The organism is Couchioplanes caeruleus, from assembly GCF_023499255.1.
GTDB lineage: Bacteria > Actinomycetota > Actinomycetes > Mycobacteriales > Micromonosporaceae > Actinoplanes > Actinoplanes caeruleus_A.
This window is the reverse complement of sequence record NZ_CP092183.1, coordinates 7,140,440-7,164,077: the sequence shown is the minus strand read 5'-3', so window position 1 is coordinate 7,164,077 and position 23,638 is coordinate 7,140,440. Positions and strand designations below refer to the sequence as shown.

Sequence of the window (23,638 nt, the reverse complement as noted above, 5' to 3'; positions counted from 1 at the left end):
CCCGCGTCACCGTGACGCGGGCCGCAGCCGGGGGGCCGGTCATCCGAGCGCCTGCCGAACGGGGGGTCATGGGCAGGCCGCCACCACGGAGCCGGCGTTCACTGCGCAGGGCGTTACTGCACCTGCGCCTTCGTGTAGAAGCCACTGTCGATCAGCATCTTCTCGTAGTTGGTCTTGTTCACGATCGCCGTGTCGAGCAGCGTGGACGGCACCACCTTCACGCCGTTGTCGTAGTCCTTGTTGTTGTTCGTGGCCGGCTTCTGCCCCTTGAGCACGGCGTCGGCCATCTGCGCGCTGGTCTTGGCCAGCTGCCGGTAGTCCTTGAAGATCGTCGAGTACTGCTCGCCCGCGATGATCGACTTCACCGAGGCCGCCTCCGCGTCCTGGCCGGTCACGACCGGATAGGGGTGGGCGGCCGTGCCGTACCCGTTGCTCTTCAGCGCGGAGAGGATGCCGATCGAGATGCCGTCGTACGGCGACAGCACGCCGTCCACCTTCAGGCCGGAGCGGTACGTCGAGGTCAGCAGGTTCTCCATCCGGTCCTGGGCGACGGCCGGCTTCCACCGCAGGATCGCGATCGTCTTGAAGTCGGTCTGCTTGCTGGGCACCTTCAGCGTTCCGTTGTCCAGGTACGGCTTCAGCACCGACATCGCGCCGTTGTAGAAGAACGTGGCGTTGTTGTCGTCCGCGGACCCGGCGAACAGCTCGACGTTGAACGGGCCCTTCGCCGAGCCCTTCGACCCGTCGGCGTTGAGCAGCTTCAGGCCGGTCAGCAGCGACGTCGCCTGCTGCACCCCGACCCGGTAGTTGTCGAAGGTCGCGTAGTAGTCCACGTTCGGCGAGTTACGGATCAGCCGGTCGTACGCGATCACCGGGATCTTGTTGTCCGCCGCGTTCTGCAGCTGAGTGGTGAGCGCGGTGCCGTCGATCGATGCGATGATCAGGAGCTTGGCGCCGCGGGTGATCTGGTTGTCCAGCTGGTTGCTCTGGGTGGGGATGTCGTCCTCGGCGAACTGCAGGTCGACCTTGTAGCCGAGGGCCTCGAGCTCCTTCTTGAGGTTCTCGCCGTCGCCGTTCCAGCGCTCCGAGGACCGCGTGGGCATGGTGACGCCGACCAGCGCGCCGGCGTTGTCGGTGCCGGCCGCCGCCTTCTTGTCCGTCGTCTTCTCGCTGGAACCACAGGCGGCCGCCGAGAAGGCCAGGACGAGGGCGGACACCGCCGCCACGATGCGGGTGGATCGCATGCACAACTCCTCAATGCCGGTTGAGGGCCGACCGTATGCAGCCCGGCGTTGTTCGTGTTCGGGGCCGCTCGCTGAACAACAAACGCTGGACATCGGCGAGGACAATGGCGCGGACGGAGGGAGGGCCGGTGCCCCGACAGGAACGCCCCCTGGAATCCGAGGAGACGCCTCTGCTGCGCTTCGCCGGCGACCTGCGGCGGCTGCGGCGGCGCGTCGGCCTGCCGTCGTACCGGGAGCTGGGCAAGCGGACGAGCTACTCCGCCGCGGCGCTGTCCGAGGCCCTGTCCGGCCGCCGGCTGCCCAGCCTGGCCATCACCGCCGCGATCGTCCGGGCCTGCGACGGGGACCCCGACGAGTGGACCGAGCGGTGGCGGCAGCTGGCCGCCGCCCAGCCCGGCGCGGACGAAGACGTACCCGTGCCGTACGTCGGCCTGGCCACCTACCAGGCGGGCGACGCCGACCGGTTCTTCGGCCGCGAGGCGCTGACCGACACGCTGCTGACGCTCGTCGGCGAACGACCGTTCGTCGGGATCTTCGGCGCCTCGGGTGCGGGCAAGTCGTCGCTGCTGCGGGCCGGCCTGGTCGCCCGCAGTTCACGCACCGCGCTCGTGCTGACGCCGGGAGCCGACCCGGTCACCGAGCTGGCCGTGGCCATCGCGACCCTCGCCGACGAGCCCGCCGACCGGATCCGTACCGATCTCGCCGCCGACCCGCAGGCCCTGCGCGGCTGGCTCGCCAAGGCCGCCGCCGACGTGCTGCTGGTCGTGGACCAGTTCGAAGAGGTGTTCACGCTCTGCGACGAAGCCGCCCGGCTCTGGCTGATCCGGGCGCTGACCACGGCCGCCGGGCCGCACAGCCGGGTGGTGGTCAGCGTCCGCGCCGACTTCTACGGTCACTGCGCCCGCCATCCGGAGCTGGTGACCGCGTTGCACCGCGCCCAGGTGCTGGTCGGCCCGATGACGACCGAGGAGCTGCGCTCGGCCGTCGCCGGACCGGCCGCCCGCGCCGGCGCCACGATCGAGACGGCACTGGTGGCGCGGCTCGTCTCGGACGTCAGCGGGCAACCCGCCGTGCTGCCGCTGGTGTCGCACACGCTCGCCGAGATGTGGCGCCGTCGCCGCGGCGTGACCCTCACCCTGGCCGGATACGAGGACGTCGGCGGCATCGAGCACGCTCTGGCGCGTACGGCCGAGCACACGTTCGAGCAGCTCACGGAGGTCGACCGCGGCGCCGCACGGCTGCTGTTCCTGTGCCTGGTGGTGCCCGGCGACGGCACTGCGGACACCAAGCGGCGGGTACGGCGTACCGATCTGAACGTCCCCGACGCCCTCCTGGACCGGCTCGCCGCCGCCCGGCTGATCACCATCGACCGCGACAGCGTCACCCTCACCCACGAGGCGCTGCTGCAGGCCTGGCCCCGGCTCGCCGGTTGGATCGCCGACGACCGCGACGACCTGCGCGCCCTGCACCGGCTCACCGAGGCCACCGCCATCTGGGAAACGCACGGGCACGACCCCGACACCCTCTACCGCGGCACCCGCCTCGACCAGGCCGCCCGGCTCCGCGACCGGCTCAACCCGCGCGAGCGGGCCTTCCTCGAAGCCGGTCTCGCCGCCGAGGATGCCCGCGTCCGGGCGGACCAGCGCACGACCCGCCGCCTGCGCCACCTCGCCGCCGGGCTCACGGCCCTGACCGTCCTCCTGGCCGGAACCGCGATCGTCGCGAGAGCCGCCCAGTACAAGGCGGGTCGCCAGCGCAACGAGGCGCTGTCCCTGCGCGCCTCCGACGCCGCCCGCGACCTGATCGCCTCCCGGCCCGCCGACGCGGCGGCCCTGGCGCTGGCCGCGTACCGGCTGGCACCCACCACCGAAGCCCGCGACGTCCTGGTCCTGGCGCACGCCGCCGCCGGCGCCACCACCCTCGGCCACGGTTACGCCCAGCCACCCGGCCGGTACGCGGTCACCTACGACATCGGCACGCAGGGCGAACAGCTCTGGCAACGCAACGCCGCCGCGTGGCGACCGGCCGGCCGCCTTCCCGCCGCGAACGGCTACCTGCACCGGAACAGCCTCGACGAACGCCGGGCGATCTACTGGACCGGCGAGACCGGCTCGTCCCTCTGGGACCTGACCGACCTGGAGCGCCCCCGCAGGATCGAGGTCCCGGCCGGGCTGGGCCGGCTCGACGGCATGGACCGTACGGGCTCCCTGCTCAGCGCCAGGGGCGCCGACAACACGGCTCAGGTGTGGCGCGTGGGGGACCGGTCCATCCGTACCCTGCCCGTTCGCGACGTCAGCGGGACGACGGTCCTGCCGGACGGCACCGGCATCGTCCTCAGCCGGCGCGACGGCGACCGGGACGCCATCGACCTCTGGACCGCCGACGGCCGCCGCGTCGGCACCCTCCTGCACGTCCCGCACCCGGCGGTCGTCCAGGCCGGGCCGGTCGGGCTGATCGCCGTCACCTCGTACGCGGGCACCATCGGCATGACGGTCCTGGACGCGACGGACCCCCGGAACCCGCGAACCGTGGCGCAGGCCGGCGGCCTCGACGAGACGGCCGACATCGCCTTCGACCCCGCCGGCCGTACGGTCGCGGTCGTCGACGGGGCGGAGGCCCGGATCTGGGACGTGGCGACCAGGAGAAACCTGCTCCGGCTGCGGACGCAGGGCCTGCGGCTCACCACACCCCGGCTCAGCGGCGGCGACCTGGCCGTTCTCGACGGCAAGTCGACGATGTGGCGTATCGATGCGGACCTCGCGGCGGTGATCCGGCAGACATGCGCCCGGTCCCTCACCGTGGATTGGAGCCGCTACTTCCCCGACACGAAGCCGAAGGAGCTCTGCTCGTCGCGCTGAGGCAGATCGAGCATCGGGGGTCTGTGCGTCACGCGGAACTGCTTCCGTTGCATGATCCGCTGTCTGTTCCGGCGCGCACCGGGCGTTGTCATGCGTGGATCCAAAGCCCGGAAGCCGATGATGCCGGGCCCTTGAGTTTTTCCGACACCCTGCCGATATAGTTTCCGACACGGTGTCGGTAAAACTGTAGCAGGAGGACGGATGTTTCTGGCTCTGCGCGAGCTTCGCTTCGCGCGTTGGCGGTTCACGCTCATGGGGAGCGTCGTCGCCCTCATCGCGGTCCTGGTGGTGCTGCTGTCCGGGCTCTCCTCGGGCCTGGTCAACGACGGGGTCTCCGGACTGCAGCGGCTACCGGTGACCGCCTTCGCCTTCAACCACGGTATGAAGCTGGACTCGGCGTTCTCCCGCAGCGTGGTGGATCGTGAACAGCTCGACCGGTGGCGTCAGCAGCCGGGCGTACGGGATGCCACGCTCTTCGGCAACATGCTGGTCAACGCCCGCAGCAGCCGCGACGTACCCATCGACCTGGCGATGTTCGGAGTCGAACCGGGATCGTTCCTGTCACCACCGGTCGCCGAGGGCGCCGGACTCGGCGCTCCGGACGGCATCGTGGTGTCCCGGACCGCCCTCGAGGCCGGCCTGCGGGTCGGCGACACCGTCGTCATCGACCGGATCGGCACCCGGTTCACCGTGGTCGGCGCGACCGCGGATCAGCGCACGTACGGTCACGTCGACGTCGCCTATGTGCCCCTGAAGGCCTGGCAGCGTCTGCACCAGGGCGCCGGCCCCGGCGATGAGCTGCGCGCCTCGGCGGCCACCGAAGCCACCGCCATCGCTCTCCAGGCGGACGGGGACCTCGATCTGGCCGCCGGGGACGCCGTGGCCGGCACGACCAGCTACGGCAAGGTTCAGGCGTACGGCGCCTCGCCCGGTTACACCGCCGAGACCTCGACCCTGCAACTCATCCAGGCCTTCCTGTACGCCATTTCCGCGCTGGTCGTCGGCGCATTCTTCACCGTCTGGACCATCAACCGCAGACACGAGCTGGCGGTGCTGCGGGCGATGGGCGCCGCCCGGTCGTACCTGCTGCGCGACGGGCTGGTGCAGGCCCTCGTGGTGCTCGGCGCCTCGATCGCGGCGGGCATAGCCGTCGGGGTCGGGCTCGGCGGCCTGATCAGCGGCAGCGCCGTGCCGTTCGCCATCGAGGCGCCCGCGGTGCTGGCCGCCGGCGTCCTGCTGGTGGTGCTCGGAACTGCCGGCGCTGCCGTGGCCATCGTCCGCATCGCGGCCGTCGACCCCCTCACCGCCCTGGGAGCGCAGCGATGAACCGTACCGGGCTGGCACTGTCCGGCGTGACCGTCCGTCTCGGTGACGGCGATGCGATGGTCACCGCGTTGGACGAGGTGGATCTGACGGTCACCCCCGGTGAACTCGTCGCCGTGGTCGGGCCGTCCGGCGCCGGCAAGTCGAGCCTGCTGGCGGTGGCCGGCGCGTTGACCGTTCCGGAGCGGGGAACGGTCACCGTCGACGGCAACGACGTCGTCGGCATGACGGCCAGGCAGCGCGCGGCGTACCGGCGTGACCACATCGGCCTCGTGTTCCAGAGCGGCAACCTGATCCCCGCGCTCACCGCACTGGAGCAGCTGCGGCTCGTCGCCAAGCTGAGCCCTCGCCGGGCCGGCGGCCGCGACCCGGCCGACCTGCTCGCGGAGGTGGGAATGACGCACAAGGCCAACCGCCGGCCCCATCAGCTCTCCGGCGGCGAACGCCAGCGGGTCGGCATCGCCCGCGCGCTGATGGGTCAACCGTCGCTGCTGCTGGTCGACGAACCGACCGCCGCGCTCGACCGCGCACGCAGCCATGACGTGGTCCGGCTGATCGCCCATCAGACGAAGGCGGCGGAGGTCGCTACGGTTATGGTGACCCACGACCACGATGTGCTGGAACACTGCGATCGGGTAGTCGAAATGATCGATGGCCGGCTGCTGACCGGCTGAGCGACGCCGAGGGGGAGGACCCGTGCCGCGCATCGACGCACCGACGATTGCGGAGCACCGCGCACAACGCCGCCGGGTCCTCCTGGACGCCGCCCGCGCACTGCTGGTGGACAACCCGCACGAGGCGCCGAGCCTCGCCGCCGTGGCGACCCGGGCGGGGCTGGCACGCTCCTCGGTGTACGAGTACTTCCCCTCCAGCAAGGACATGCTGCTCGAGCTGGTCCAGGAAGTCCTGCCCAACTGGTCACGCCGCGTCAACGCCGCGATGGAGGCCGCCGGCACCCCGGGCGAGAAGGTGCTCGCGTACGTCACCGCCAACCTGCGCCTGGTCGCCGAGGGGGAGCACGCCCTGGCCACCGCGCTGATCCAGTCGGTGCCGGGTGAGCAGGTCGACGCCAGCACCCAGCTCATGCACGACCAGATGAGCCGTCCCCTGCACGCCGCCATCGAGCGCCTGGGCGTACCCGACCCCGCCGTCACCGCACGCCTGATCAGCTCGATCGTCTACACCGCCAGCCGCATGATCGAGGACGGTGCGGACACGACCTCGATCGACGCACGGGTGCGCGAGCTCTTGACCCCGTTCCTGAACACCGCCGGCCCGGCGAAACCAACTGAGGTTCCCGGACGTCTCCCGCGCTAGGCGCGACCCGCACGAGGCAGCCGGCGAGATCTTCGCTGACATGTGCCCATGCGGCCGTCTGCCCTGCGCGGCACGGGCGGCAGGACGGCGTGCCGCATCACAGCGGCACCATGCAGGTGCGGAAGACGGGACTCGAACCCGCACACCCTCTCGGATACGGGCACCTAAAACCCGGGCGTCTACCTATTCCGCCACTTCCGCTCGAGGCCCATTGGGCGATCGCTGGGTGCATTCTAAACGCTGACCCCTCGATCCGCCCTTCGCCCGACAGCCGCACGGCGTCGCGAGGCCGAGCCGCCCGGTCGCCGCCGGCCACTGCCTGAGGCGGTGAACCGTTCGGCGACCGGCATCCGAAGAGGCGAGCGGCACCCCTGACGGTCACTCGGCGCCGCTCCGACGCCCGGCCCGGCCCGGCCCGGCCCGGCCACTGTGCCCAGCCCAGCCCGGCCGCCGCCCCCGGCCCGGTCGCCGCCCCCGGCCCGGTCGCCGCCCCCGGCCCGGTCGCCGCGACCGGCCCGGTCGCCGCGCACGGCACGGCGGCCGCCTCGCGGGTCCAGGCCGCGTGACGGCCGCCGTGGGTCGACGGTCCGGCGGGGGGTGTGCTCAGTAGCGGAACATTGCCAGACTCTTCTGCAGGTCGTGGGCGACGCGGGCGAGTTCGTCGGCCGCGCCGGCCGTGTTGGCGGCCGCGTTGGTGGTTTCCGCTGCTGCCTCCGCGACCTCGGCCACGTTGGCCGCGATCTCGCTGGAGCCGCCGGCCACCTCGCCCACGTTGCGGGTCATCTCGTTGGTCGTGGCGGTCTGTTCCTCGACCGCCGCGGCGATGGCGGTCTGGGTGGCGTTGATCTGGTCGATGACCGCGCCGATCTCGGCGATGGCCGAGACGGCTGCCGCGGAGTCGGACTGGATGGCGCCGACGCGCGTACGGATGTCCTCGGTGGCCCGCGCCGTCTCCTGGGCGAGCTCCTTGACCTCGCCGGCGACGACCGCGAAGCCCTTGCCCGCGTCGCCCGCCCGGGCCGCCTCGATGGTGGCGTTGAGGGCGAGCAGGTTGGTCTGTTCGGCGATGCCCGTGATGATCTTGATGACCGAGACGATCTCCGCCGAGGACGTGCCGAGCTGCTGGAGGATGTCGCCGGCCTCGCTCGAGATGCGGACCGCCTGGGCGGCCACGTCCGCGGCGCTGGAGGTGCTGCGGGCGATCTCGCTGATGGAGGCGCCGATCTCCTCCGCGCCGGCGGAGACCGTGGTGATGTTCTGGCTGATCTCCTCGGACGCCGTGGTGACCGCCTGGGCGCGGCCGGCGGAGCGGGCCGCCGAGTCGTTCATCTGGCCGGCGACCGCGGTCAGTTCCTCGGAGCTGGAGGCCAGCGTGGTGACGTTCTCGCCGATGTCGCGCATGGCGGCGGTCAGCCGGTCGAGGGCGGTGTTGAGCGCTTCGCCCATGCGACCGACCTCGTCGCGCCCCTTGATGTCGAGGCGCTGGTCGAGACGGCCCTCGGCGAGCCCTTCGAGGACCTTGACGGTCCGGCCGAGCGGGCGGGCGATGGCGCGGCTGACGACCAGGGCGATGATGGTGGCGAAGGCGACCGCGCCGGCGATCAGCGCGATGGTGACGACCTGCGCGACGTCGGCGTTGGAGCGGGCCTGCGACATCTGGCGCTGGGCCGCCCGGTCCTCGATCCCGGCAAGGTTGTTCAACGCGACCGTGATCTTGCTGGTCAGCGGGTCGATGAAGTTGTTCTTGGCGCCCAGGTAGGCGCTCATGCTGTTCTGCTGGGCGGCCGGGACGAGCTGCTGGTCGCGGACCTTTCGGTACTCGGCGAGGGCTGCCACGAACGCGTTGCGGTCCGTCGCGGCGCCGGGAGTGGCGTGCGCGGTGTACGCCTTCCAGTTCTCGTCGATGTCCCGGTCCAGGCGGCTGATCGCCATCTGGACGTTGCTGACGTCGGCGAGCGGTGAGCGCAGGATGAGGTTCGCGGTCAGCGACGTGGCCTGCTGGACGTCCGCGCGGACCTCACCGATCAGGGCGATGGCCTGGGTGTTGCCCTCGTACATCCGTTCCAGGCGGTTGTTCGCGGAGTGCAGCTCGAACAGGCCGAACGAGCCGACGGCGATCACCAGCAGGCTGAGCACGCCGAAGCTCGCGATCAGCTTCTGGGACACCCTGAGGTTGCGCCACAGGCGTGGGCCGCGCCGGCCGGCCCGCTTGCCGGGCGCGGCGGCGTGCCCGGGCGCTCGGCGGCCACGGCGCGACGACGCTGCGGCGCCGCGGGTCGAGTCGCTACCGCGGCGGGGCTTGCCACCCAGGCGCAGGCGGCGGGTCGGCTTGGCGGCTGTCGGCATCGGCGCTCTCCACGGAAATGGTCTGTAGGGCTCGTCCCCGGCCTCGAAGAAAGGGTCGTGGACAAGCCCCGTCGCGTACCGTTTCTATCGGCACCCGACCTCAGGATCCGCGAAGTTCGCCCGGAAAGTCAGTCGATAGCCAGATCCCGTCGCAGCTTTGCCACATGACCCGTCGCCTTGACGTTGTAAAGGGCGCGTTCGACGAGGCCGTTCTCGTCGATCACGAAGGTCGAGCGGATCACGCCGGTCACGGTTTTGCCGTACATCTGCTTCTCGCCGTACGCGCCGTACGCGGTGAGCACGCTCTTGTCCTGGTCGCTGACCAGGGGGAACGTGATGGCGTCGCGGTCGCGGAACTTGGCGAGCTTGGCGGGGACGTCGGCGGAGATGCCGACGACCTGGTAGCCGGCGGCCTGCAGGGAGGCCAGGGAGTCGCGGAAGTCGCAGGCCTGCGTGGTGCAGCCGGGGGTCATGGCGGCGGGGTACGCGTACAGCACCACCTTGCGGCCGCGCAGGTCCTTGAGGCTCAGCGTGTCGCCGCTGTCGGTGGGCAGGGTGAAGTCGGGGGCCGGGTCGCCCGGCGAAAGCCGCTCAGTCATGCGGTCGACGATATCGGGGCGGGCGTGGCCGAGCGCAGCCGCAGCAGCCCGGTCGCCGCCAGGCCCGCGCCGGCGCCGGCCGCGGTCAGCACGGCGGCGCGCGGCACCCAGCCCGGGCCGGGGAAGTTCACCACGGCCTGGGTGAACACGCCGGCGTCGCCGAGGCCGCCGAAGATCGCCAGGGCGGCGCCGCCGAGCAGCAGCAGGAACGGCGTACGTCCGCGCAGGGTCAGCACTCCGGCGGCGAGGACGAGCACTGCCGCGCCGATGGCCGGGGCCGTGCCCTCCGCGCCGAGGCTCGCGCGCGTCACCGCGTACCCGAGGGTGATCGTGCCCGCGACCAGGGCGACCGCGCCTACCCAGCGGCCCCGGCGGCGGCCGAGGGCGGTGACCGCGAGGGCCAGGACGGCCGCGCCCACCCACCAGCGCCAGGCCGCCGGTGGCGGCTCCCACGTGAGCGTTCCGCGTACCTCGATGGTGGTGACGCCCTGCCGCAGCGGGACGGACCAGTCGCGCAGCTTGTGCGCCGTGGTGGGGTCGGCCTGCGCCTGCGGCGGCAGGCCGGGGGTCAGCCAGTGGGTGCGCTGGTCGTGCCACCGCACGCTGGGGCCGGTGGAGATCCGCTGCCATTGCGGGGGCGCGGCCGGATCGGCATTCGACGGTACGGGGGTGTCGCCGTCGAGCGTCCGGTTGATGTACGCGGCGGGGGAGTTGACGTTCTGGTACGTGCCGTCGGGCCGCACCTCGAGGTACGGCTCGTTGCGGTAGCCCAGCACCTCGACCGTGCGCCCGGTGTCGTTGGTGAGCTCGAGGCGCGCGCCCGCCTCGACCGCGCGGACGCTCAGCCCGGGTACGGGCGCGCTGAGCCCGGTCACCTCGGTGCGGTACGCGGTGGCGTCGGGGGCGTCGCCGCCGTGGGCAGATGCGGGACCGGCCGGCACGAGGAGCGCACCGGCCAGTACCGCGACGAACAGGAACCCGCTTCTCACGCGCCGGCCGCTCCGACCGCCGCGCTCAGCGCCTCGGGGGTGGGGTTGTCCAGCTTCTTGCCGGCGACCATCACGGTGGGCGTGCCGGTGACCCCGCGCGCCGAGGCGGTGTCGGTGACCTTGGCGGCCCAGGCCGTGTACGTCTTGTTCTTGATCGCGTCGGCGAACGCCTGGTCGGTGAGGCCCACGGACTTGCCGAGCTCGATCAGCTTGGCGTCGTCGAGGCCCGCGCTGTTCTCCGGCGGCTGGTTGGCGTACAGCACGTCGTGGTACTCGAGGAACTTGCCGCCCTGCGCCGCCGCGGCCGCGGCCCCGGCCGACCGGGTCGAGTACTCGGTGCTGGAGAACCGGTCCAGAATCGCGATCGGGTGGTAGCGCACGGTCACCTTGCCGGCGTCGACGAGCTGGGTGAGCGTGGGACCGGCCCCCGTCTCGAACTGGTGGCAGGCCGGGCACATGAAGTCCTCGTAGATGTCGATGATCACGGGTCCGCTGCCGCGCGCGAAGGCCGTACCGTCGTCCACCGCGGCGGTCGGCACGGTGAGCTTGCCACTGGTGTCCTTGTCCTGGCTCGCGACCGCGGCCCACCCGATGAAACCGGCGATGACCAGCACGGCGACGACCCCGACGGTGGTCCAGAGGGTGACCGTGCGGCGGCGTTCGCGGGCCAGTTGCTCCTGCACGATGCGCTTCGCCTGCGCGCGTTCCTTGGTGCTCTTGCTCACTGGTCGTCCCCCATCAGGATGCCGTCGATCGAAAAGCGGGTGCGCGGTCGCCACAGCAGAATTCCGGCGAGCACGAGGAAGCCCAGGTCGCGGGCGATGTCCCAGCCGTACGCGGGCTCGGCGCCGGCGCCCAGCGCGCCGCCGGTGCTGAAGCAGCCGCAGTCGATCTGCAGGCCGCGGACCCACGCCGAGACGATCCCGGCGATGAAGATCACCAGCAGGGCGGCGGAGATGCCGGCGCTCAGCCGTACGGCCAGGCCCGCGAGGAGCAGCAGCCCCAGCGCGATCTCCAGGAACGGCTGGGCGGCACCGATGACCTTGGCGATCTCGTACGGGAAGATCTGGTACGCGTTGACCGCCCGCCCGGAGGCGGCGAGGTCACCGACCTTGAGTCCCCCCGCGATCAGCCACACCGCGGCGAGGCCGAGCCGCGCCACGGTGGAGATCCACGGCCACACCTGCATCGCCCGGGCGGTCTGCCCGATCTCCATACCCACGCCCCCTTAGTCGGCGCCCGGCGTCGCCAAGTTCCGTCTTACCGGCTGGGGGTTCCCTGTGTGACGGGTCGAAGGTCCCGACCGGAGCCGTCAGCCGGCCTGTGCGGCACTGCCCGCGCGTCCGGGCCGTGCGGGCTCAGCCGGCCTGGGCGGCCGTGACGGCGGCCACCAGCTCCTCGCGTGCCCGGGCCACCCGGGAACGAATCGTGCCGACAGGAACATCCTCCACCGCGGCGGCTTCCGCGTAGGACAAACCGAGCACCTGGGTGAGCACGAACGCCGTACGCCGCTCCTCGCCCAGCCGGCGCAGCAGGTCGGCGGTGCCGAGCCGGTGCGCGGGGTCGGGATGCTGCGGCGGGTCGGTCCAGGCCTGAGCGGCGAGCCGGGCGTCGAGCCGGCGGCGGCGCATCACGGCGCGCAGATGGTCGGCGCAGGTGCGCCGGGCGATGCCGAGCAGCCAGGTGCGCACGGAGGCCCGCGCCTCGAAGCGGGGCAGCGCCTTGAACGCCCGCAGATACGTCTCCTGGGTCAGGTCGTCGGCGGCGCCCGGGTCGACCAGCGCCGCGGTGAACCGCCAGACCTCGGCCTGCGTGCCCCGGACCAGGGCGGCCTGCGCGCCGGCGTCGCCGGCCCGGGCCCGCAGTGCCAGCGCGGTGAGGTGGTCGGGGTTCACCCGGCCGATCGTACGCGGACGAGAAATGTCGGCCCCGTGCGGAACTATTGGCGCTGCCCGGACGACCATCCTGGGTCCGCCTGGCGGGCAGCGCGGCGACCGCGTTGCCGTGACCGTGGAGCCATCGGGGAGCATTGCTTGCATGACCGTTGATCGACGCCGGGGCATGGCCGCCCTCGCCGGGCTGGTGTTCGGGCTGCTCTGCGTGATTCTGGGGCCGGCCGGCCCGGCCAGCGCGCACGCCGCCCTCGTGGCCAGCGACCCGGGCAGCAACACGATCGTGCCCGACGCACCCAACAAGGTCACGCTGACCTTCAGCGAGTCGGTGCAGCTGATCTCCGGCAAGATCCAGGTGCTGGCCCCCGACGGCAGCCGCGCCGACCAGGGCGAGCCGCAGGCCGCGGGCAGCACGGTCACCATCCCGCTGCGCTCCGGCGGCGGCCGCGGCACCTACCTGGTCAGCTACCGCGTGGTCTCCGCCGACAGCCACCCGGTGGCCGGCACGCTGACCTACTCGGTCGGCGCGCAGTCCACCCCGCCGAGCGAGGGCCAGGTCGCCGAGTCGGTCGACCCGGTCGTGCGGGCCCTGATCCCGGTCGGCAAATACCTCGGGTACGCCGGCCTGGTGCTGCTCGTCGGCCCGGTGCTGGTGCTGGCGCTGCTGTGGCCGCACCGGCTGTCCCGGGTCGGCCCGGCCCGGCTCGTGTGGACCGGGGTGGGCCTCGTGCTGGGCAGCACCGTGCTGGCGCTGTGGCTGCAGGCCCCGTACACGACCGGCACGGGTCTGTTCGACGTCTCCGGCGGCGACCTGCGCGACGTGCTGGGCAGCACGTTCGGCGCCGTCATGCTGGTGCGCCTCGGTGTGACCATCGCGGCTGCGTTGCTGCTGCGGCCGCTGCTGACCGGCGCCGGCGGCGACTCCCGTTCCGACCTCGCCCTGCTCGGCGTCCTCGGCGTGGCGGCGCTGGCGACCTGGCCGCTGACCGGGCACCCCACCGCCTCGCCGGTCGCCGGGGTCTCCGTCGTGGTCGACGCGATCCACCTGGCGGCGATGTCGGTCTGGCTCGGCGGGCTCGTCATGCTCGTCGGGTTCCTGCTGCGCAGCGCGGACGAACGCGAGCTGGGCGCGATCCTGCCCATCTGGTCGCGCTGGGCGGCCACCGCGGTCGCGGCGCTCATCCTGGCCGGGACGGTGCAGGCGCTCATCGAGATCGCGTCGTTCAAGGGCCTGTACGACAGCACGTACGGGCGGCTGATCCTCGTGAAGGTGGCGCTCGCCGCGACGGTGATCGGCGTGGCCGCGTACTCCCGGAAGCTGGTGCGCAGCCGCAGCGCCGAGACCAGCCCGGGCACCCTGCGCCGCGTCGTGGCGGCCGAGCTGGCCATCACGGCGGTGGTGCTCGGCGTGACGGCCGCGGTGGTGCAGATCGCGCCGCCGCGCACGGCCGAGGCGGCGGAGACCGCGCAGACCAGCACCACGATCACGCAGACGATCTCCGACGACTCGATCAGCCTGCAGGTCGACGTGTTCCCGGCGACCGTGGGCAACAACTCTTTGCACCTGTACGCGTACACACGCGACAACAAGCCGCTGCCGGTCGTCGAGTGGACCGCCACGGCGGCGCTGCCGGCCAAGGGCATCGAGCCGATCGAGGTGCCGCTGCTGCGCATCACGGACTTCCACGCGGTCGGCGACATCGCGCTGCCGGCGGCGGGGGAGTGGACGTTCAAGTTCACCGTACGCACCAGCGACATCGACCAGTCGACGCTGACGATGAAGGCGACCATCTCGTAACCGCCCCCGCTTCAGGTGAGGCCCGCGCTCGGTGGAGCGCGGGCCTCTTTTTGCTCGTCAGCGGGGCTTTCCAGGGCCCCAAAAAAGGCCTTTAGTCCGCTTATGGGTGGCGGTGGGGCGGTTGGACGGGGCCGGTCTCTCATGCTTATAGGGTCTAAGTAACCGTTTATCCATTTTGGTGTTATTTCGGTCTGTATGGTCTGCGCAGTACCACCGAGAAGGGGGAGATCGAGATGCGGGTGCTCCGCACGATCCTCGGCATGCTGTTGCTGACCGCCGGGCTGCCGGCACTGCTCGCCGGGGGTGCCTTCTGGGCCGCCATGCAGCACCGGGACGCGGGCGGCGCCTTCAGCGGAACCATGCAGCGGGTGGCGACCTCCGGCTACGCCGTGGTCGTCGACGACGTGGACGAGCTGCTGCGCAAGGACGCCCCGTTCGCCCGCTTCGGCGACACGCGGCTGCGGATCACGGCCACCTCGGGCGACGCCCCGGCCTTCGTGGGCCTCGCACCCCGCGACCGCGCCGACGCGTACCTCGCCGACATCCCGCGCATCTCCGTCTCGGCGATCGACCTGGGCACGGGCGCGCTGCCGGTGACCAGCAAGCTCGTACCGGGCACCCGCGCGCCCGAGCAGATCCCCAACCGGGAACGCTTCTGGCTCGCCGCGGGCGTCGGCGCGGTCGACTGGAACCCGACCATGCTGCGCGACACCCGCTACAGCCTGATCATCATGAACCCGGCGGCGCAGCCGGGCGTACGCCTCGAATCGACGGCCGCCATCCGCCCCGGCTGGCTCAACCAGGCCACCTGGGCGCTGCTCATCGGCGGCACCCTCCTCGTCATGCTCGGCATGATCATCCTCGGCTGGCCGGCCCGCCGCCGCGAGGTCGTCTACGTCGTGGAACCCAGCCAGGTCCCCGACCTCATGCAGGCCATCGGCGCCCCGCTGCCCCTGAGCCGCGTCGGCGGGGGCCGCCACTCGGCCACCCACCGCCCCCGTACGCTCGCCGACTGCCAGCCCCGGAGCCGCCCGCCCGCCCTGACCTGGCCACCGGCGAGCAAGACGACCAATCCGCCGGAGCGGGGCGCGGCGATCCCGATGCCTGCGGCCGCTCCCGCCTCTGCTCCTTCGCCTGCTGCCGCTCCCTCCTCTACTCCTTCGCCTGCCGCCGTTCCTGCCCCTTCGCCTGTTGCCGCTTCTCTGGCCACTGCTTCGGCTCCCGCTTCCGGTTCTCCGGCTCCCGTTCCTCAGGACGCGGCTGCGCCGGCCCCGGGTGCGCCGCTCGGCCTCATCACGCCGCGCAACACCCCGGCGCCGGACGCCTCGCCGTCGGAGCCGCAGGTCGCCCGTACGCCGGCCCGCCGCCGGCCCACCGGGCCGCAGCCCACCGACCCGCCGATCTTCCAGGCGTCCGCGGTGGGCGCGTGGGTGGCCGAGACCGCTGCGGCCCGGGCTCGCGAGACGGAAGCGCGCGCGGCTGCTGCGTTGAACGCGTCCCGCAAGGGTGGGGGAGAGCAAACTTCTCCGGCGGCGAAATCCCGGACGTCCGCGACTCCGGCTGCGGGCGCGACTTCCGCTGGCGCGACTCCGGCTGCCGGCGCGACTGCGGCTGCCGGCGCGACTCCTGCTGCGGCGGCGGCTTCTGCTGCTGGCGCTTCTTCTTCGGCTCGGCCGGCGGACTCTTCCTCGGCGCGGCCCGCGGAGTCGGTGCCGGACGGTTATGACGTTGTCGTGGTGGGGCTGTCGGTGCCGGAGGGCGCGGACAAGGCCCACCTTGAGGCGCCGGCTTTCGTGCCGCCGCCCTCGGCGCCTGCTGCGGCGGCTACGGACAAGCTGACCGCCGCCCCAGTTGCGAACAAGTCGGCGGTGGACAAGCCTGCGGTGACGAAGCCGGCTGCGGCGACGGCCGAGCCGAAGGACCCGGCCAAGTCCGTACCGGACCCGGTCCCGTCGAAGCAGGGCGCCGATATTCCGCGGAAGCCGGCGGCCAGCGAGGGCAAGGAGGCAACCGTCCCCGCCGCGACCGCCGGCCAGTCGGCCTCGCCAGAGACATCGGCGGCGTCTTCGTCGGCGTTGTCTGCGCCGACTCCGTTGGCGCCGTCCGCGACAAAGCCGGTGCGCCCGGCGAAGGCCGCACCGCGGAACGCGCTGTTCGGCGGCCCGCCGACGAACGCCTGGGCGGCGACCGGCCTCACCCGCGCCGACTCCGGCCGCGTGGGCACCTCCGCCGACGCCCCCAAGCCACCCGCCGCGCCGACAACGCCCGCGACACAGCCGTCCACCTCGCCGGCGGCGCAGACGTCCACCCCGGCCACAGCTCAGGCGTCCACCCCGGCCGCGGCAAAGCCGTCGGCCCCGTCGGCCCCTGCCTCGGCTGCTGCAAAGCCGTCGGCTCCCTCGGCTCAGGCCGTCGGTGCTGCAGAGCCGTCGGCCCCGGCCCCGGCTGCCGCGAAGCCGCCGGCTCCGTCGATCCCGCCCACCGCGAAACCGTCGAGCCCGTCGACCGCTCCCACCGCGAAGCCGAGCGTTCCGCAGGCCTCCCCGGCGGTGAAGCCGTCGACCGAGTCCGTCGCTGCCCCGAAGCCCTCTCAGTTCGATGCCGCCGGTGCACCGGTCAAGGCCGTTCGGCCACCAGAGGTCGCGCCTGCGGCGAAGCCGGCACCCGGCGACGGTGGAACCGCGGTCCTGCCGGCCAAGGGCGGCACCGCGCCGACGCCCGCCAAGCCGGTCCCGCCCGCCCCGGTTCCGCCGGCACCGGCGGTTCCGGCGCCGAGCTCCCCTTCCGCGCCGAGCGGTCCGGCGCCTGCTCGTCCGTCCGTACCGGCGCCGTCGCGGCCGACCGAGCCGGCTCGTGAGCCGGTACCGGCAGGCTCGGCGAAGGGGGAGACCGCCCGGCACGCATCGCCGGCGCAGGCTCAGGGGCCGGGCGAGAAGGTCGCGGACGGGTCGGAGGCCCGGATCGCCGGGCAGCGTACCGAGCAGCGCAGCCCCGGTGCTCAGCCGGCGACCGTCGCCCCGGAACGGGTGGAGCAGAGCAAGACCGCGCCCAGCCAGAAGGTCGCTGAGCAGCCGAAGAAGCAGCCCGAGCAGCCCACGGCCGCCGACCAGCACAAAGCCGTCGCTCAGCAGAGTGCAGTCGCCCAGCCCCAGACGGCGGAGCAGCCCAAGACGGCGGAGCAGCCCGAGCTCGGGGGGCAGGGCAAGGCGGCCGAGCAGCCGAAGGAGGCCGCGCAGGGGCAGACCGCTGAGGGCTCCAAGGCAGTGGACCAGCCGAAGGCGGCCGCCGCGCCCAAGAAGGGGCTTCTCGGCGCTTACAAGGACGAGGTCGCCGAGCTGCTCAGCGGCGGGAAGGCGAAGCGGCGGCGGAATGTCACGGCTTCCGGGTTGCCCGCTCCCGATCCGGAGATGCAGGAGCCTCCGATCAAGCTGACCCGGCCGCCTCGCCGCAGCCGGGGAACAGGCAAGGACTGACCTGACAACAGGTGGGAAGCCCCGGGCGTGATCGCCCGGGGCTTCTGTCATGCCGCCGATGAGAAACCGCAGACCGAAAGGGCCCTCCGCGCTGCCGACGCGGAGGGCCCTTTACCGGGGGAACGGAGTAACCGAAGGGGGGCTTCGTCCGTTAAGCACAGTTTAGCGCCTCGACGGGCGAACTGGGTAGTCCTGGGGCCAATACGGACAATCTAGGGTGAATAAGCGTTCGGGTCCCGAACAGGTGGGTACGGCGCCACGTGGCGGCGCGTGCCGCCCTTCACCGCGTAGGCTGATCGCGTGGCGGATCTTCTGGTATGGATCGACTGTGAGATGACCGGGCTCGACCTCGGCAAGGATGCCCTGATCGAGGTGGCGGCTCTCGTCACCGACCCGGACCTGAACGTGCTGGGCGACGGCATCGACCTCGTCATCCACGCCGACGATGCCGCGCTCGACGCGATGCCCGAGGTCGTCCGTGAGATGCACGCGAAGTCCGGCCTGACCGAGGAGGTACGCCGCTCCACGGTCACGATGGCCGAAGCCGAGGAGGCCGTCCTCGCGTACGTGAAGCAGTTCGTGACCAGCCCGCGCACCGCCCCCCTGTGCGGGAACTCGATCGCGACCGACCGGGGTTTCCTGGCCCGCGACATGCCGGCGCTCGACGGCTTCCTGCACTACCGCATGATCGACGTCTCGTCGATCAAGGAGCTGGCCCGCCGGTGGTACCCGCGCGTGTACTTCGGCCAGCCGCAGAAGGGCCTGGCGCACCGGGCGCTCGCGGACATCCGGGAGAGCATCCGCGAGCTCGAGTACTACCGCCGCACGATCTTCGTCCCGCTGCCCGGCCCGGATGTCGACCAGGCCCGCGCCATCGCCGCCGAGCTGTAACCCACGCCCGCCCCGGGCCGGCAGCGGCCACGCCCGCCCCGACCGGCAGCGACCACGCCGCCCTGGCCGCAACGACGCCGCCGCCCCGGGCCGGCGGTGACCAGCACGCCCGGGCCCGCGGTGAGCGCTGCCCCGGGCCGGCGGCGACCGCGCCGCGCCGGGCGGTAACCCGGTCGACGACCGGGCGGGGGATCCGGCTATGCTTGTCCGGCGCACGCTGCGGGGGCTTCCTCGTCGGCGGCATGGTGGTCGTAGCTCAGCTGGTAGAGCACCGGGTTGTGGTCCCGGGGGTCGCGGGTTCGAGTCCCGTCGATCACCCCAAGAAAAGCCCGCTCCTAGGAGCGGGCTTTTTGCTGCCCGGGCCCCAATGTCACCCGATCAGCCGCGGACGGGGCGTGACGTAGGTCGGTGCTGACGTACGGATAGATCGAGGCTCATGTCCCGCATCGACCGAGCGGGTCCCCGCCGCGGACCGCGAGTGAGTAGGGTCTGGCCCTCGTCCACTGCACGGGGGTAACACCGAATGACCAGATACCTACGATTCGTCGTCGCGTCGGCCGCTGTCCTCCTCGGGCCGGCCGTCCTGCCGGGGGTTGCCGCGGCGGCACCCGACACCCCTGATTCCGTACGCCTGGAATCGGTCGGTCAGCGCTCCATCGAGTCCGGGCGCATGTACGGGCTGGATTTCCGTCCCGGCGGCATCACCCGCGGGCCGATGGGCGTGCACAACCGCAACGGATCGGCCGTCGACGGCCTCGTCGCGCAGCTGACGTTGCCCAGCGACGACTTCAGGTTCGCCCGGCGCTACGACAACTGCTGGTACGCGCTCGAGGGCAAGCCCGGCTCGGCCTGGTGCGAGTTCGACGCGAAGATCCCCGACCGGGCCACGTTGCAGCTGGCCGGGCCGGTCGTGAAGGCCACGGACGACGCGGACCCCGCAGTCGACGAGGCGGTCGTCGTACGGTGGGTCAGCCGCGCCTGGGCGGAGGCGGCGGGCGGCATCGAGGCGCTGGCCGACGAGGACGCGACCGAGGGCACCACCGCCGTACGCGGCGCCGAGGGCACGCTGACGCTCGAGCCGGGCTCCCCGTGGCTCAGCACCTTCATGGGCGCCTCCACCATGTTCCCGGTGCACGTCGCCGTGACCGAGGGCCCGTCGGGCGCCCCGGACATCCTGCCGCCGTCGAACCCGGACAGCGCCGACCTCGCCGCCGTGCAGGAGCGTACGACCGCGGGCGAACGCCCGACGGTCCGGGACGGCGAACGGGGCAAGGTCGTGCCCGGCGTGATCGGCGTCCGCAACGAAGGCGACGCGGCGGTCGACGGCCTGGTCGTCGAGCTGCGCCTGGCCGACGAGGACATGATCTTCGCCAGGAAGTACGACAACTGCTGGTACGCCCTGCGGGGCAAGCCCGGCTCGGCCTGGTGCGAGTTCGACCGCGCCCTCGCCCCCGGCGCCACCCTGAAGCTGGGCAGCGGCGTGGCGATCGCCACCCAGCAGCGTCTCGGCGACATCACCAAGGACATCCGCTTCCACTGGGTCAGCGCCGGCTGGGCCGAGGGCCACGGCGGTATCCGCGCCCTCGCCGGGATGTCCGCCACCCCCGGCACCGGCGTGGTCCGCGGCACCGAGGGCACGCTGACCCTCGAAACCGCCCCGGCGAACCTGAAGCCGGGCCTCACCGGACCGGTCGACTACATCCTGTTCACCGTCCCGCCGGTCGCCGACCAGCCCACGACGACACCGCCGGCAACCCCGCCCGCGACGCCCGGCACGGGCGACGGCGCGGGCGGCGGCGGCCTGCCCGTCACGGGTACGCAGACCGCGGCCATCGCGGGCCTCGGTGGGGGACTGCTGGCCGCGGGTCTCATCGGGTACGCGATCGCCCGCCGGCGCAGAACCCACTTCGTGGCCTGACCGGCCTCGTCGGCAGCGCAAGACGCCCTCGTGCTGGTGCCGGGGGCGTTGCGCTGCGGATTCATGGCGGTCCCGTCCCGGGTGCCCGGACCAGGTGCGGCGGAGATCGGTGCGCGCGGCCGCCCGCATCGTCCGGTGTGGTGGCTCGGAGCGCACGAAAAAGCGCCGTTGCGAATTCCACGGGGGAAGAACTCGCAACGGCGTTGTCAGTGAGAATAGTCGATGGAGTGTCAATCGTCCATCTCGGCCGTCGAAAATGCCGCAACAGGCACCACGAGCAGGGCCGGTATGCCTGCGCCACCCCTCAGGTGAGGGTCAGTCGATCGCCCGTCCGCCGCCGGCGGCTCGAAGACCCGCGGAGCCCGGGGAGGGCCCGACGACGAACAGCCCGGCGACAGGGCCGGGCGCCGGGCGCGGGATCGGCTAGCCCGGTGCAGGACGTTCCCCCGGGCAGGGATTCCCCGGGTCGACAGCCCGCAGGATCCGGCGGCTGATCTCGGTCAGCTGCCGAACCTGCGCCTTGGTGAGCGGGTCGAAGACGTACGTCCGCGCCGCCTCCACGTGCCCCGGTGCCGTCTCCCGCACCTTCGCCCACCCGGCCTCCGTGAGGATGGCGAGCGTGAACCGCCCGTCGGTGGGGTCGGGGGTGCGGCGTACCCAGCCTCGTTTCTCGAGGCGGCCGACGGCCTGGGACATGCGGGGCAGGGAGCCCTCGGCCAGCATCGCCAGCTGGCTCATCCGCATGCTGCGCTCCGGTGCCTCCGACACTGGGGGCAGCATGGGCACCGTTCTGTGGGTGATCGCGATCATCCTGGCCGTCGCGTTCCTGGGGGCCGGCGTGATGAAGCTGGTGCAGCCGAAGGAGAAGCTGGTGGCCTCCGGCATGGGCTGGGCCGAGGGCTACAGCGCCGGCGCGGTCAAGGCGATCGGCGCGATCGTCACGCATGCCCGCCGCGGCGAGACCCAGCCGGTCATCATCAACGTGGTCCTGCTGATCCTCGCCGCCGTGGTGGCGTGGGGCCGCTTCGGCCCGTACTCCTTCTAGGCGGCATTGCCGTAACGGCAAAGGAATTTGCCGATCCTGTCGGTCTCGCCCATCATGGTGGCCGAGCGGGAAGCGCCCGCAACTGGGAAAACCTGAGGCGGGACCGAAGAAGCCCTGTTACCGTCCGCGAGCGAAGCCGCGACCGCGCAGCGGGCATGACCGCAGGCCGCGGCCCGCCGGGCACGCACCAAGAACCGCCGGGCACGGACCAGCGGACCCGCCGGAAGCGGCGAGCCGCACAGCCCGGCCGAAGAACTGACCAGACGCCGCCCGCGGGGGGATGCGCGGCCATCGGCGCCCGCCGCACTATCGGAGAGATTTGCTTGTGACCAGTCAACCCGTGGCCGCGCCCGACAAGCTGGACGCCGCCGTACTCAAGATCGCCGGGGTCGTGGTCCTCGGCGCGATCATGTCGATTCTCGACGTGACCGTGGTGAGCGTCGCGCTGCCCACGTTCCAGACCGAGTTCGACGCCTCGTACGCCCGGGTCGCCTGGACCATGACCGGCTACACGCTGGCGCTGGCCACGGTGATCCCGCTGACCGGCTGGGCCGCCGACCGGTTCGGCACCAAGCGGCTGTACATGGCCGCGCTCGTGCTCTTCACGCTGGGCTCCGGGCTGTGCGCCACCGCGGACTCGATCGGCGAGCTCATCTCGTACCGGGTGCTGCAGGGCCTCGGTGGCGGCATGCTGATGCCGCTCGGCATGACCATCATGACGCGGGCCGCGGGCCCGCAGCGGATCGGCCGGCTGATGGCCGTCCTGGGCATCCCGATGCTGCTCGGGCCGATCGGCGGCCCGATCCTCGGCGGCTGGCTGATCGACATCGCGAGCTGGCACTGGATCTTCCTGATCAACCTGCCGATCGGCGCGGTCGCGCTGGTCTACGCGTGGCTGGCGCTGGCCAAGGACACCCCCGAGCCGTCCGAGTCGTTCGACTTCGTCGGCATGCTGATGCTCTCGCCCGGCCTGGCGTTGTTCCTGTACGGCGTCTCGTCGCTGCCCGAGGCCGGGACCTTCTCCGCCACCAAGGTGTGGCTGCCGATGGCGGTCGGCGCCCTGCTGGTGGTGGCGTTCGTGCTGTACTCGTTCAAGCCGAAGCACCCGCTGCTGGACCTGCGGCTGCTGCGCGACCGCAACCTGACGGTCGCGTCGGTCACCATCGCGGTGTTCACGGTCGCGTTCATGGGCGCCGGCCTGCTGTTCCCCAGCTACTTCCTGCAGGTACGCGGCGAGTCGACGCTGCACGCCGGCCTGCTGATGGCACCGCAGGGCATCGGCGCGATGGTGACCATGCCGATCGCGGGCATGATGGCCGACAAGATCCCCGTTGGTCGTACGGTGCCGTTCGCGATCGTGCTGATGGCCGCCGGCTTCTTCACGTTCACCCAGGTCGGCACGGACACGTCGTACGTGCTGCTGTGCGGGTCGCTGTTCGTGATGGGCCTGGGCATGGGCGGCACGATGATGCCGATCATGACCTCGGCGCTGAAGACGCTGACCAACCAAGAGGTCGCCCGCGGGTCGACGCTGCTGAACATCCTGCAGCAGATCGCCGGCTCGATCGGCTCGGCGACGATGTCGGTGATCCTGACCAGCGAGCTGAACGACTCGCCGGCCATCCCCGGCCTGGTGGACCCGCAGTCCGGCGCGCCGGTCACCGAGGCGGGCCTGGCGATCGCCGCGCAACAGAACCCGGCGCTGACCCAGCAGTTCCCGGTGGAGCCGAGCGTGCTGCAGCGCGGGCTGGAGTTCGTGGCGAACTCGTTCTCGTCCACGTTCTGGGTGGGCTTCGTGCTGATGTTGCTGACGCTCGTGCCGGCGTACTTCCTGCCGCGCCGCCGCCAGGTCGCCCACCTGAACGATGAGCAGCGCAGCGGCGAGGCGGCACCCACGCCGGTGATCCTGCACTAAGGGCACGGAACCCCGCGGGGCGCGAGCCGG

Annotated in this window: 18 protein-coding genes and 2 tRNA genes; 11 read left to right on the top strand and 9 right to left on the bottom strand. The window is 72.2% G+C overall.

Going from position 1 to position 23,638, the window contains the following annotated elements:
* Positions 1-113: 113 nt before the first annotated feature.
* Entirely contained in the window at positions 114-1,244 is a 1,131-nt protein-coding gene (gene chvE, locus COUCH_RS33070; protein ID WP_249609098.1) for a multiple monosaccharide ABC transporter substrate-binding protein, read from the bottom strand.
* A gap of 128 nt (positions 1,245-1,372) precedes the next feature.
* On the opposite strand from chvE, the gene COUCH_RS33065 reads away from it, so the two are divergent.
* The 4 genes from COUCH_RS33065 (at position 1,373) to COUCH_RS33050 (ending at position 6,742) form a co-directional block, all read left to right on the top strand.
* Positions 1,373-4,102: a hypothetical protein gene (locus tag COUCH_RS33065; protein ID WP_249609097.1), complete on the top strand. Its 2,730-nt coding sequence runs from the start codon at positions 1,373-1,375 to the stop codon at positions 4,100-4,102.
* A gap of 201 nt (positions 4,103-4,303) precedes the next feature.
* The gene (locus COUCH_RS33060) at positions 4,304-5,428 is read left to right on the top strand and encodes an ABC transporter permease (RefSeq protein ID WP_249609096.1); all 1,125 of its coding nucleotides are present in this window, start codon (positions 4,304-4,306) and stop codon (positions 5,426-5,428) included.
* Complete coding sequence (locus COUCH_RS33055) at positions 5,425-6,099, top strand: ABC transporter ATP-binding protein (RefSeq protein ID WP_249609095.1); 675 nt, start codon at positions 5,425-5,427, stop codon at positions 6,097-6,099. The genes COUCH_RS33060 and COUCH_RS33055 overlap by 4 nt, the downstream gene beginning before the upstream one ends.
* Positions 6,100-6,121: 22 nt before the next feature.
* Positions 6,122-6,742 (top strand): TetR/AcrR family transcriptional regulator, encoded by a 621-nt coding sequence (locus COUCH_RS33050; protein ID WP_249609094.1) that lies wholly within the window; start codon positions 6,122-6,124, stop codon positions 6,740-6,742.
* A 117-nt stretch (positions 6,743-6,859) separates the two neighbouring features.
* Here the strand turns inward: COUCH_RS33050 and COUCH_RS33045 are convergent.
* From COUCH_RS33045 to COUCH_RS33015, 7 genes are all read right to left on the bottom strand, one after another.
* Positions 6,860-6,943: transfer RNA gene (locus COUCH_RS33045), tRNA-Leu, on the bottom strand.
* A gap of 402 nt (positions 6,944-7,345) precedes the next feature.
* Entirely contained in the window at positions 7,346-9,088 is a 1,743-nt protein-coding gene (locus COUCH_RS33040) for a methyl-accepting chemotaxis protein (RefSeq protein WP_249609093.1), read from the bottom strand.
* 128 nt (positions 9,089-9,216) lie between these two features.
* Positions 9,217-9,687 (bottom strand): thioredoxin-dependent thiol peroxidase, encoded by a 471-nt coding sequence (gene bcp, locus COUCH_RS33035; RefSeq protein ID WP_249609092.1) that lies wholly within the window; start codon positions 9,685-9,687, stop codon positions 9,217-9,219.
* Complete coding sequence (locus COUCH_RS33030; RefSeq protein ID WP_249609091.1) at positions 9,684-10,676, bottom strand: hypothetical protein; 993 nt, start codon at positions 10,674-10,676, stop codon at positions 9,684-9,686. The genes bcp and COUCH_RS33030 overlap by 4 nt, the downstream gene beginning before the upstream one ends.
* Positions 10,673-11,401 (bottom strand): DsbA family protein, encoded by a 729-nt coding sequence (locus COUCH_RS33025; RefSeq protein WP_249609090.1) that lies wholly within the window; start codon positions 11,399-11,401, stop codon positions 10,673-10,675. Before COUCH_RS33025 ends, COUCH_RS33030 begins: the two co-directional genes overlap by 4 nt.
* Positions 11,398-11,892, bottom strand: a complete 495-nt coding sequence (locus tag COUCH_RS33020) for a MauE/DoxX family redox-associated membrane protein (protein ID WP_430640844.1) — start codon at positions 11,890-11,892, stop codon at positions 11,398-11,400. The genes COUCH_RS33025 and COUCH_RS33020 overlap by 4 nt, the downstream gene beginning before the upstream one ends.
* Positions 11,893-12,034: 142 nt before the next feature.
* Entirely contained in the window at positions 12,035-12,571 is a 537-nt protein-coding gene (locus tag COUCH_RS33015) for a sigma-70 family RNA polymerase sigma factor (RefSeq protein ID WP_249609089.1), read from the bottom strand.
* A 142-nt stretch (positions 12,572-12,713) separates the two neighbouring features.
* On the opposite strand from COUCH_RS33015, the gene COUCH_RS33010 reads away from it, so the two are divergent.
* The 5 genes from COUCH_RS33010 (at position 12,714) to COUCH_RS32990 (ending at position 20,648) form a co-directional block, all read left to right on the top strand.
* Entirely contained in the window at positions 12,714-14,366 is a 1,653-nt protein-coding gene (locus COUCH_RS33010) for a copper resistance CopC/CopD family protein (protein WP_249609088.1), read from the top strand.
* Positions 14,367-14,599: 233 nt separating this feature from the next.
* On the top strand, positions 14,600-17,839 hold the full coding sequence (locus tag COUCH_RS33005) for a hypothetical protein (protein WP_249609087.1): 3,240 nt from the start codon (positions 14,600-14,602) through the stop codon (positions 17,837-17,839).
* Positions 17,840-18,139: 300 nt separating this feature from the next.
* Positions 18,140-18,730, top strand: coding sequence for an oligoribonuclease (gene orn, locus COUCH_RS33000; RefSeq protein WP_275980016.1), 591 nt, complete (start codon positions 18,140-18,142; stop codon positions 18,728-18,730).
* A gap of 245 nt (positions 18,731-18,975) precedes the next feature.
* Positions 18,976-19,051: transfer RNA gene (locus COUCH_RS32995), tRNA-His, on the top strand.
* A gap of 202 nt (positions 19,052-19,253) precedes the next feature.
* Positions 19,254-20,648, top strand: coding sequence for an LPXTG cell wall anchor domain-containing protein (locus tag COUCH_RS32990; RefSeq protein ID WP_249609086.1), 1,395 nt, complete (start codon positions 19,254-19,256; stop codon positions 20,646-20,648).
* A gap of 423 nt (positions 20,649-21,071) precedes the next feature.
* On the opposite strand, the gene COUCH_RS32985 is transcribed toward COUCH_RS32990, so the two are convergent.
* Entirely contained in the window at positions 21,072-21,416 is a 345-nt protein-coding gene (locus COUCH_RS32985; protein ID WP_249609085.1) for a MarR family winged helix-turn-helix transcriptional regulator, read from the bottom strand.
* 10 nt (positions 21,417-21,426) lie between these two features.
* Between COUCH_RS32985 and COUCH_RS32980 the strand changes: the two genes are divergently transcribed.
* Together COUCH_RS32980 and COUCH_RS32975 are read left to right on the top strand one after the other, a co-directional pair.
* On the top strand, positions 21,427-21,693 hold the full coding sequence (locus COUCH_RS32980) for a DoxX family protein (protein ID WP_249609084.1): 267 nt from the start codon (positions 21,427-21,429) through the stop codon (positions 21,691-21,693).
* Positions 21,694-21,973: 280 nt separating this feature from the next.
* Positions 21,974-23,608: a DHA2 family efflux MFS transporter permease subunit gene (locus COUCH_RS32975; RefSeq protein ID WP_430640843.1), complete on the top strand. Its 1,635-nt coding sequence runs from the start codon at positions 21,974-21,976 to the stop codon at positions 23,606-23,608.
* Positions 23,609-23,638 lie beyond the last annotated feature (30 nt).

Bases quoted from the DNA above. Each gene is read 5' to 3' on its own strand.
- chvE (WP_249609098.1), bottom strand. From the start codon at position 1,244: ATGCGATCCACCCGCATCGTGGCGGCGGTGTCCGCCCTCGTCCTGGCC.
- COUCH_RS33060 (WP_249609096.1), top strand. From the start codon at position 4,304: ATGTTTCTGGCTCTGCGCGAGCTTCGCTTCGCGCGTTGGCGGTTCACG.
- COUCH_RS33055 (WP_249609095.1), top strand. From the start codon at position 5,425: ATGAACCGTACCGGGCTGGCACTGTCCGGCGTGACCGTCCGTCTCGGT.
- COUCH_RS33040 (WP_249609093.1), bottom strand. From the start codon at position 9,088: ATGCCGACAGCCGCCAAGCCGACCCGCCGCCTGCGCCTGGGTGGCAAG.
- bcp (WP_249609092.1), bottom strand. From the start codon at position 9,687: ATGACTGAGCGGCTTTCGCCGGGCGACCCGGCCCCCGACTTCACCCTG.
- COUCH_RS33020 (WP_430640844.1), bottom strand. From the start codon at position 11,892: ATGGAGATCGGGCAGACCGCCCGGGCGATGCAGGTGTGGCCGTGGATC.
- COUCH_RS33010 (WP_249609088.1), top strand. From the start codon at position 12,714: ATGACCGTTGATCGACGCCGGGGCATGGCCGCCCTCGCCGGGCTGGTG.
- COUCH_RS33005 (WP_249609087.1), top strand. From the start codon at position 14,600: ATGCGGGTGCTCCGCACGATCCTCGGCATGCTGTTGCTGACCGCCGGG.
- COUCH_RS32990 (WP_249609086.1), top strand. From the start codon at position 19,254: ATGACCAGATACCTACGATTCGTCGTCGCGTCGGCCGCTGTCCTCCTC.
- COUCH_RS32980 (WP_249609084.1), top strand. From the start codon at position 21,427: ATGGGCACCGTTCTGTGGGTGATCGCGATCATCCTGGCCGTCGCGTTC.
- COUCH_RS32975 (WP_430640843.1), top strand. From the start codon at position 21,974: ATGCGCGGCCATCGGCGCCCGCCGCACTATCGGAGAGATTTGCTTGTG.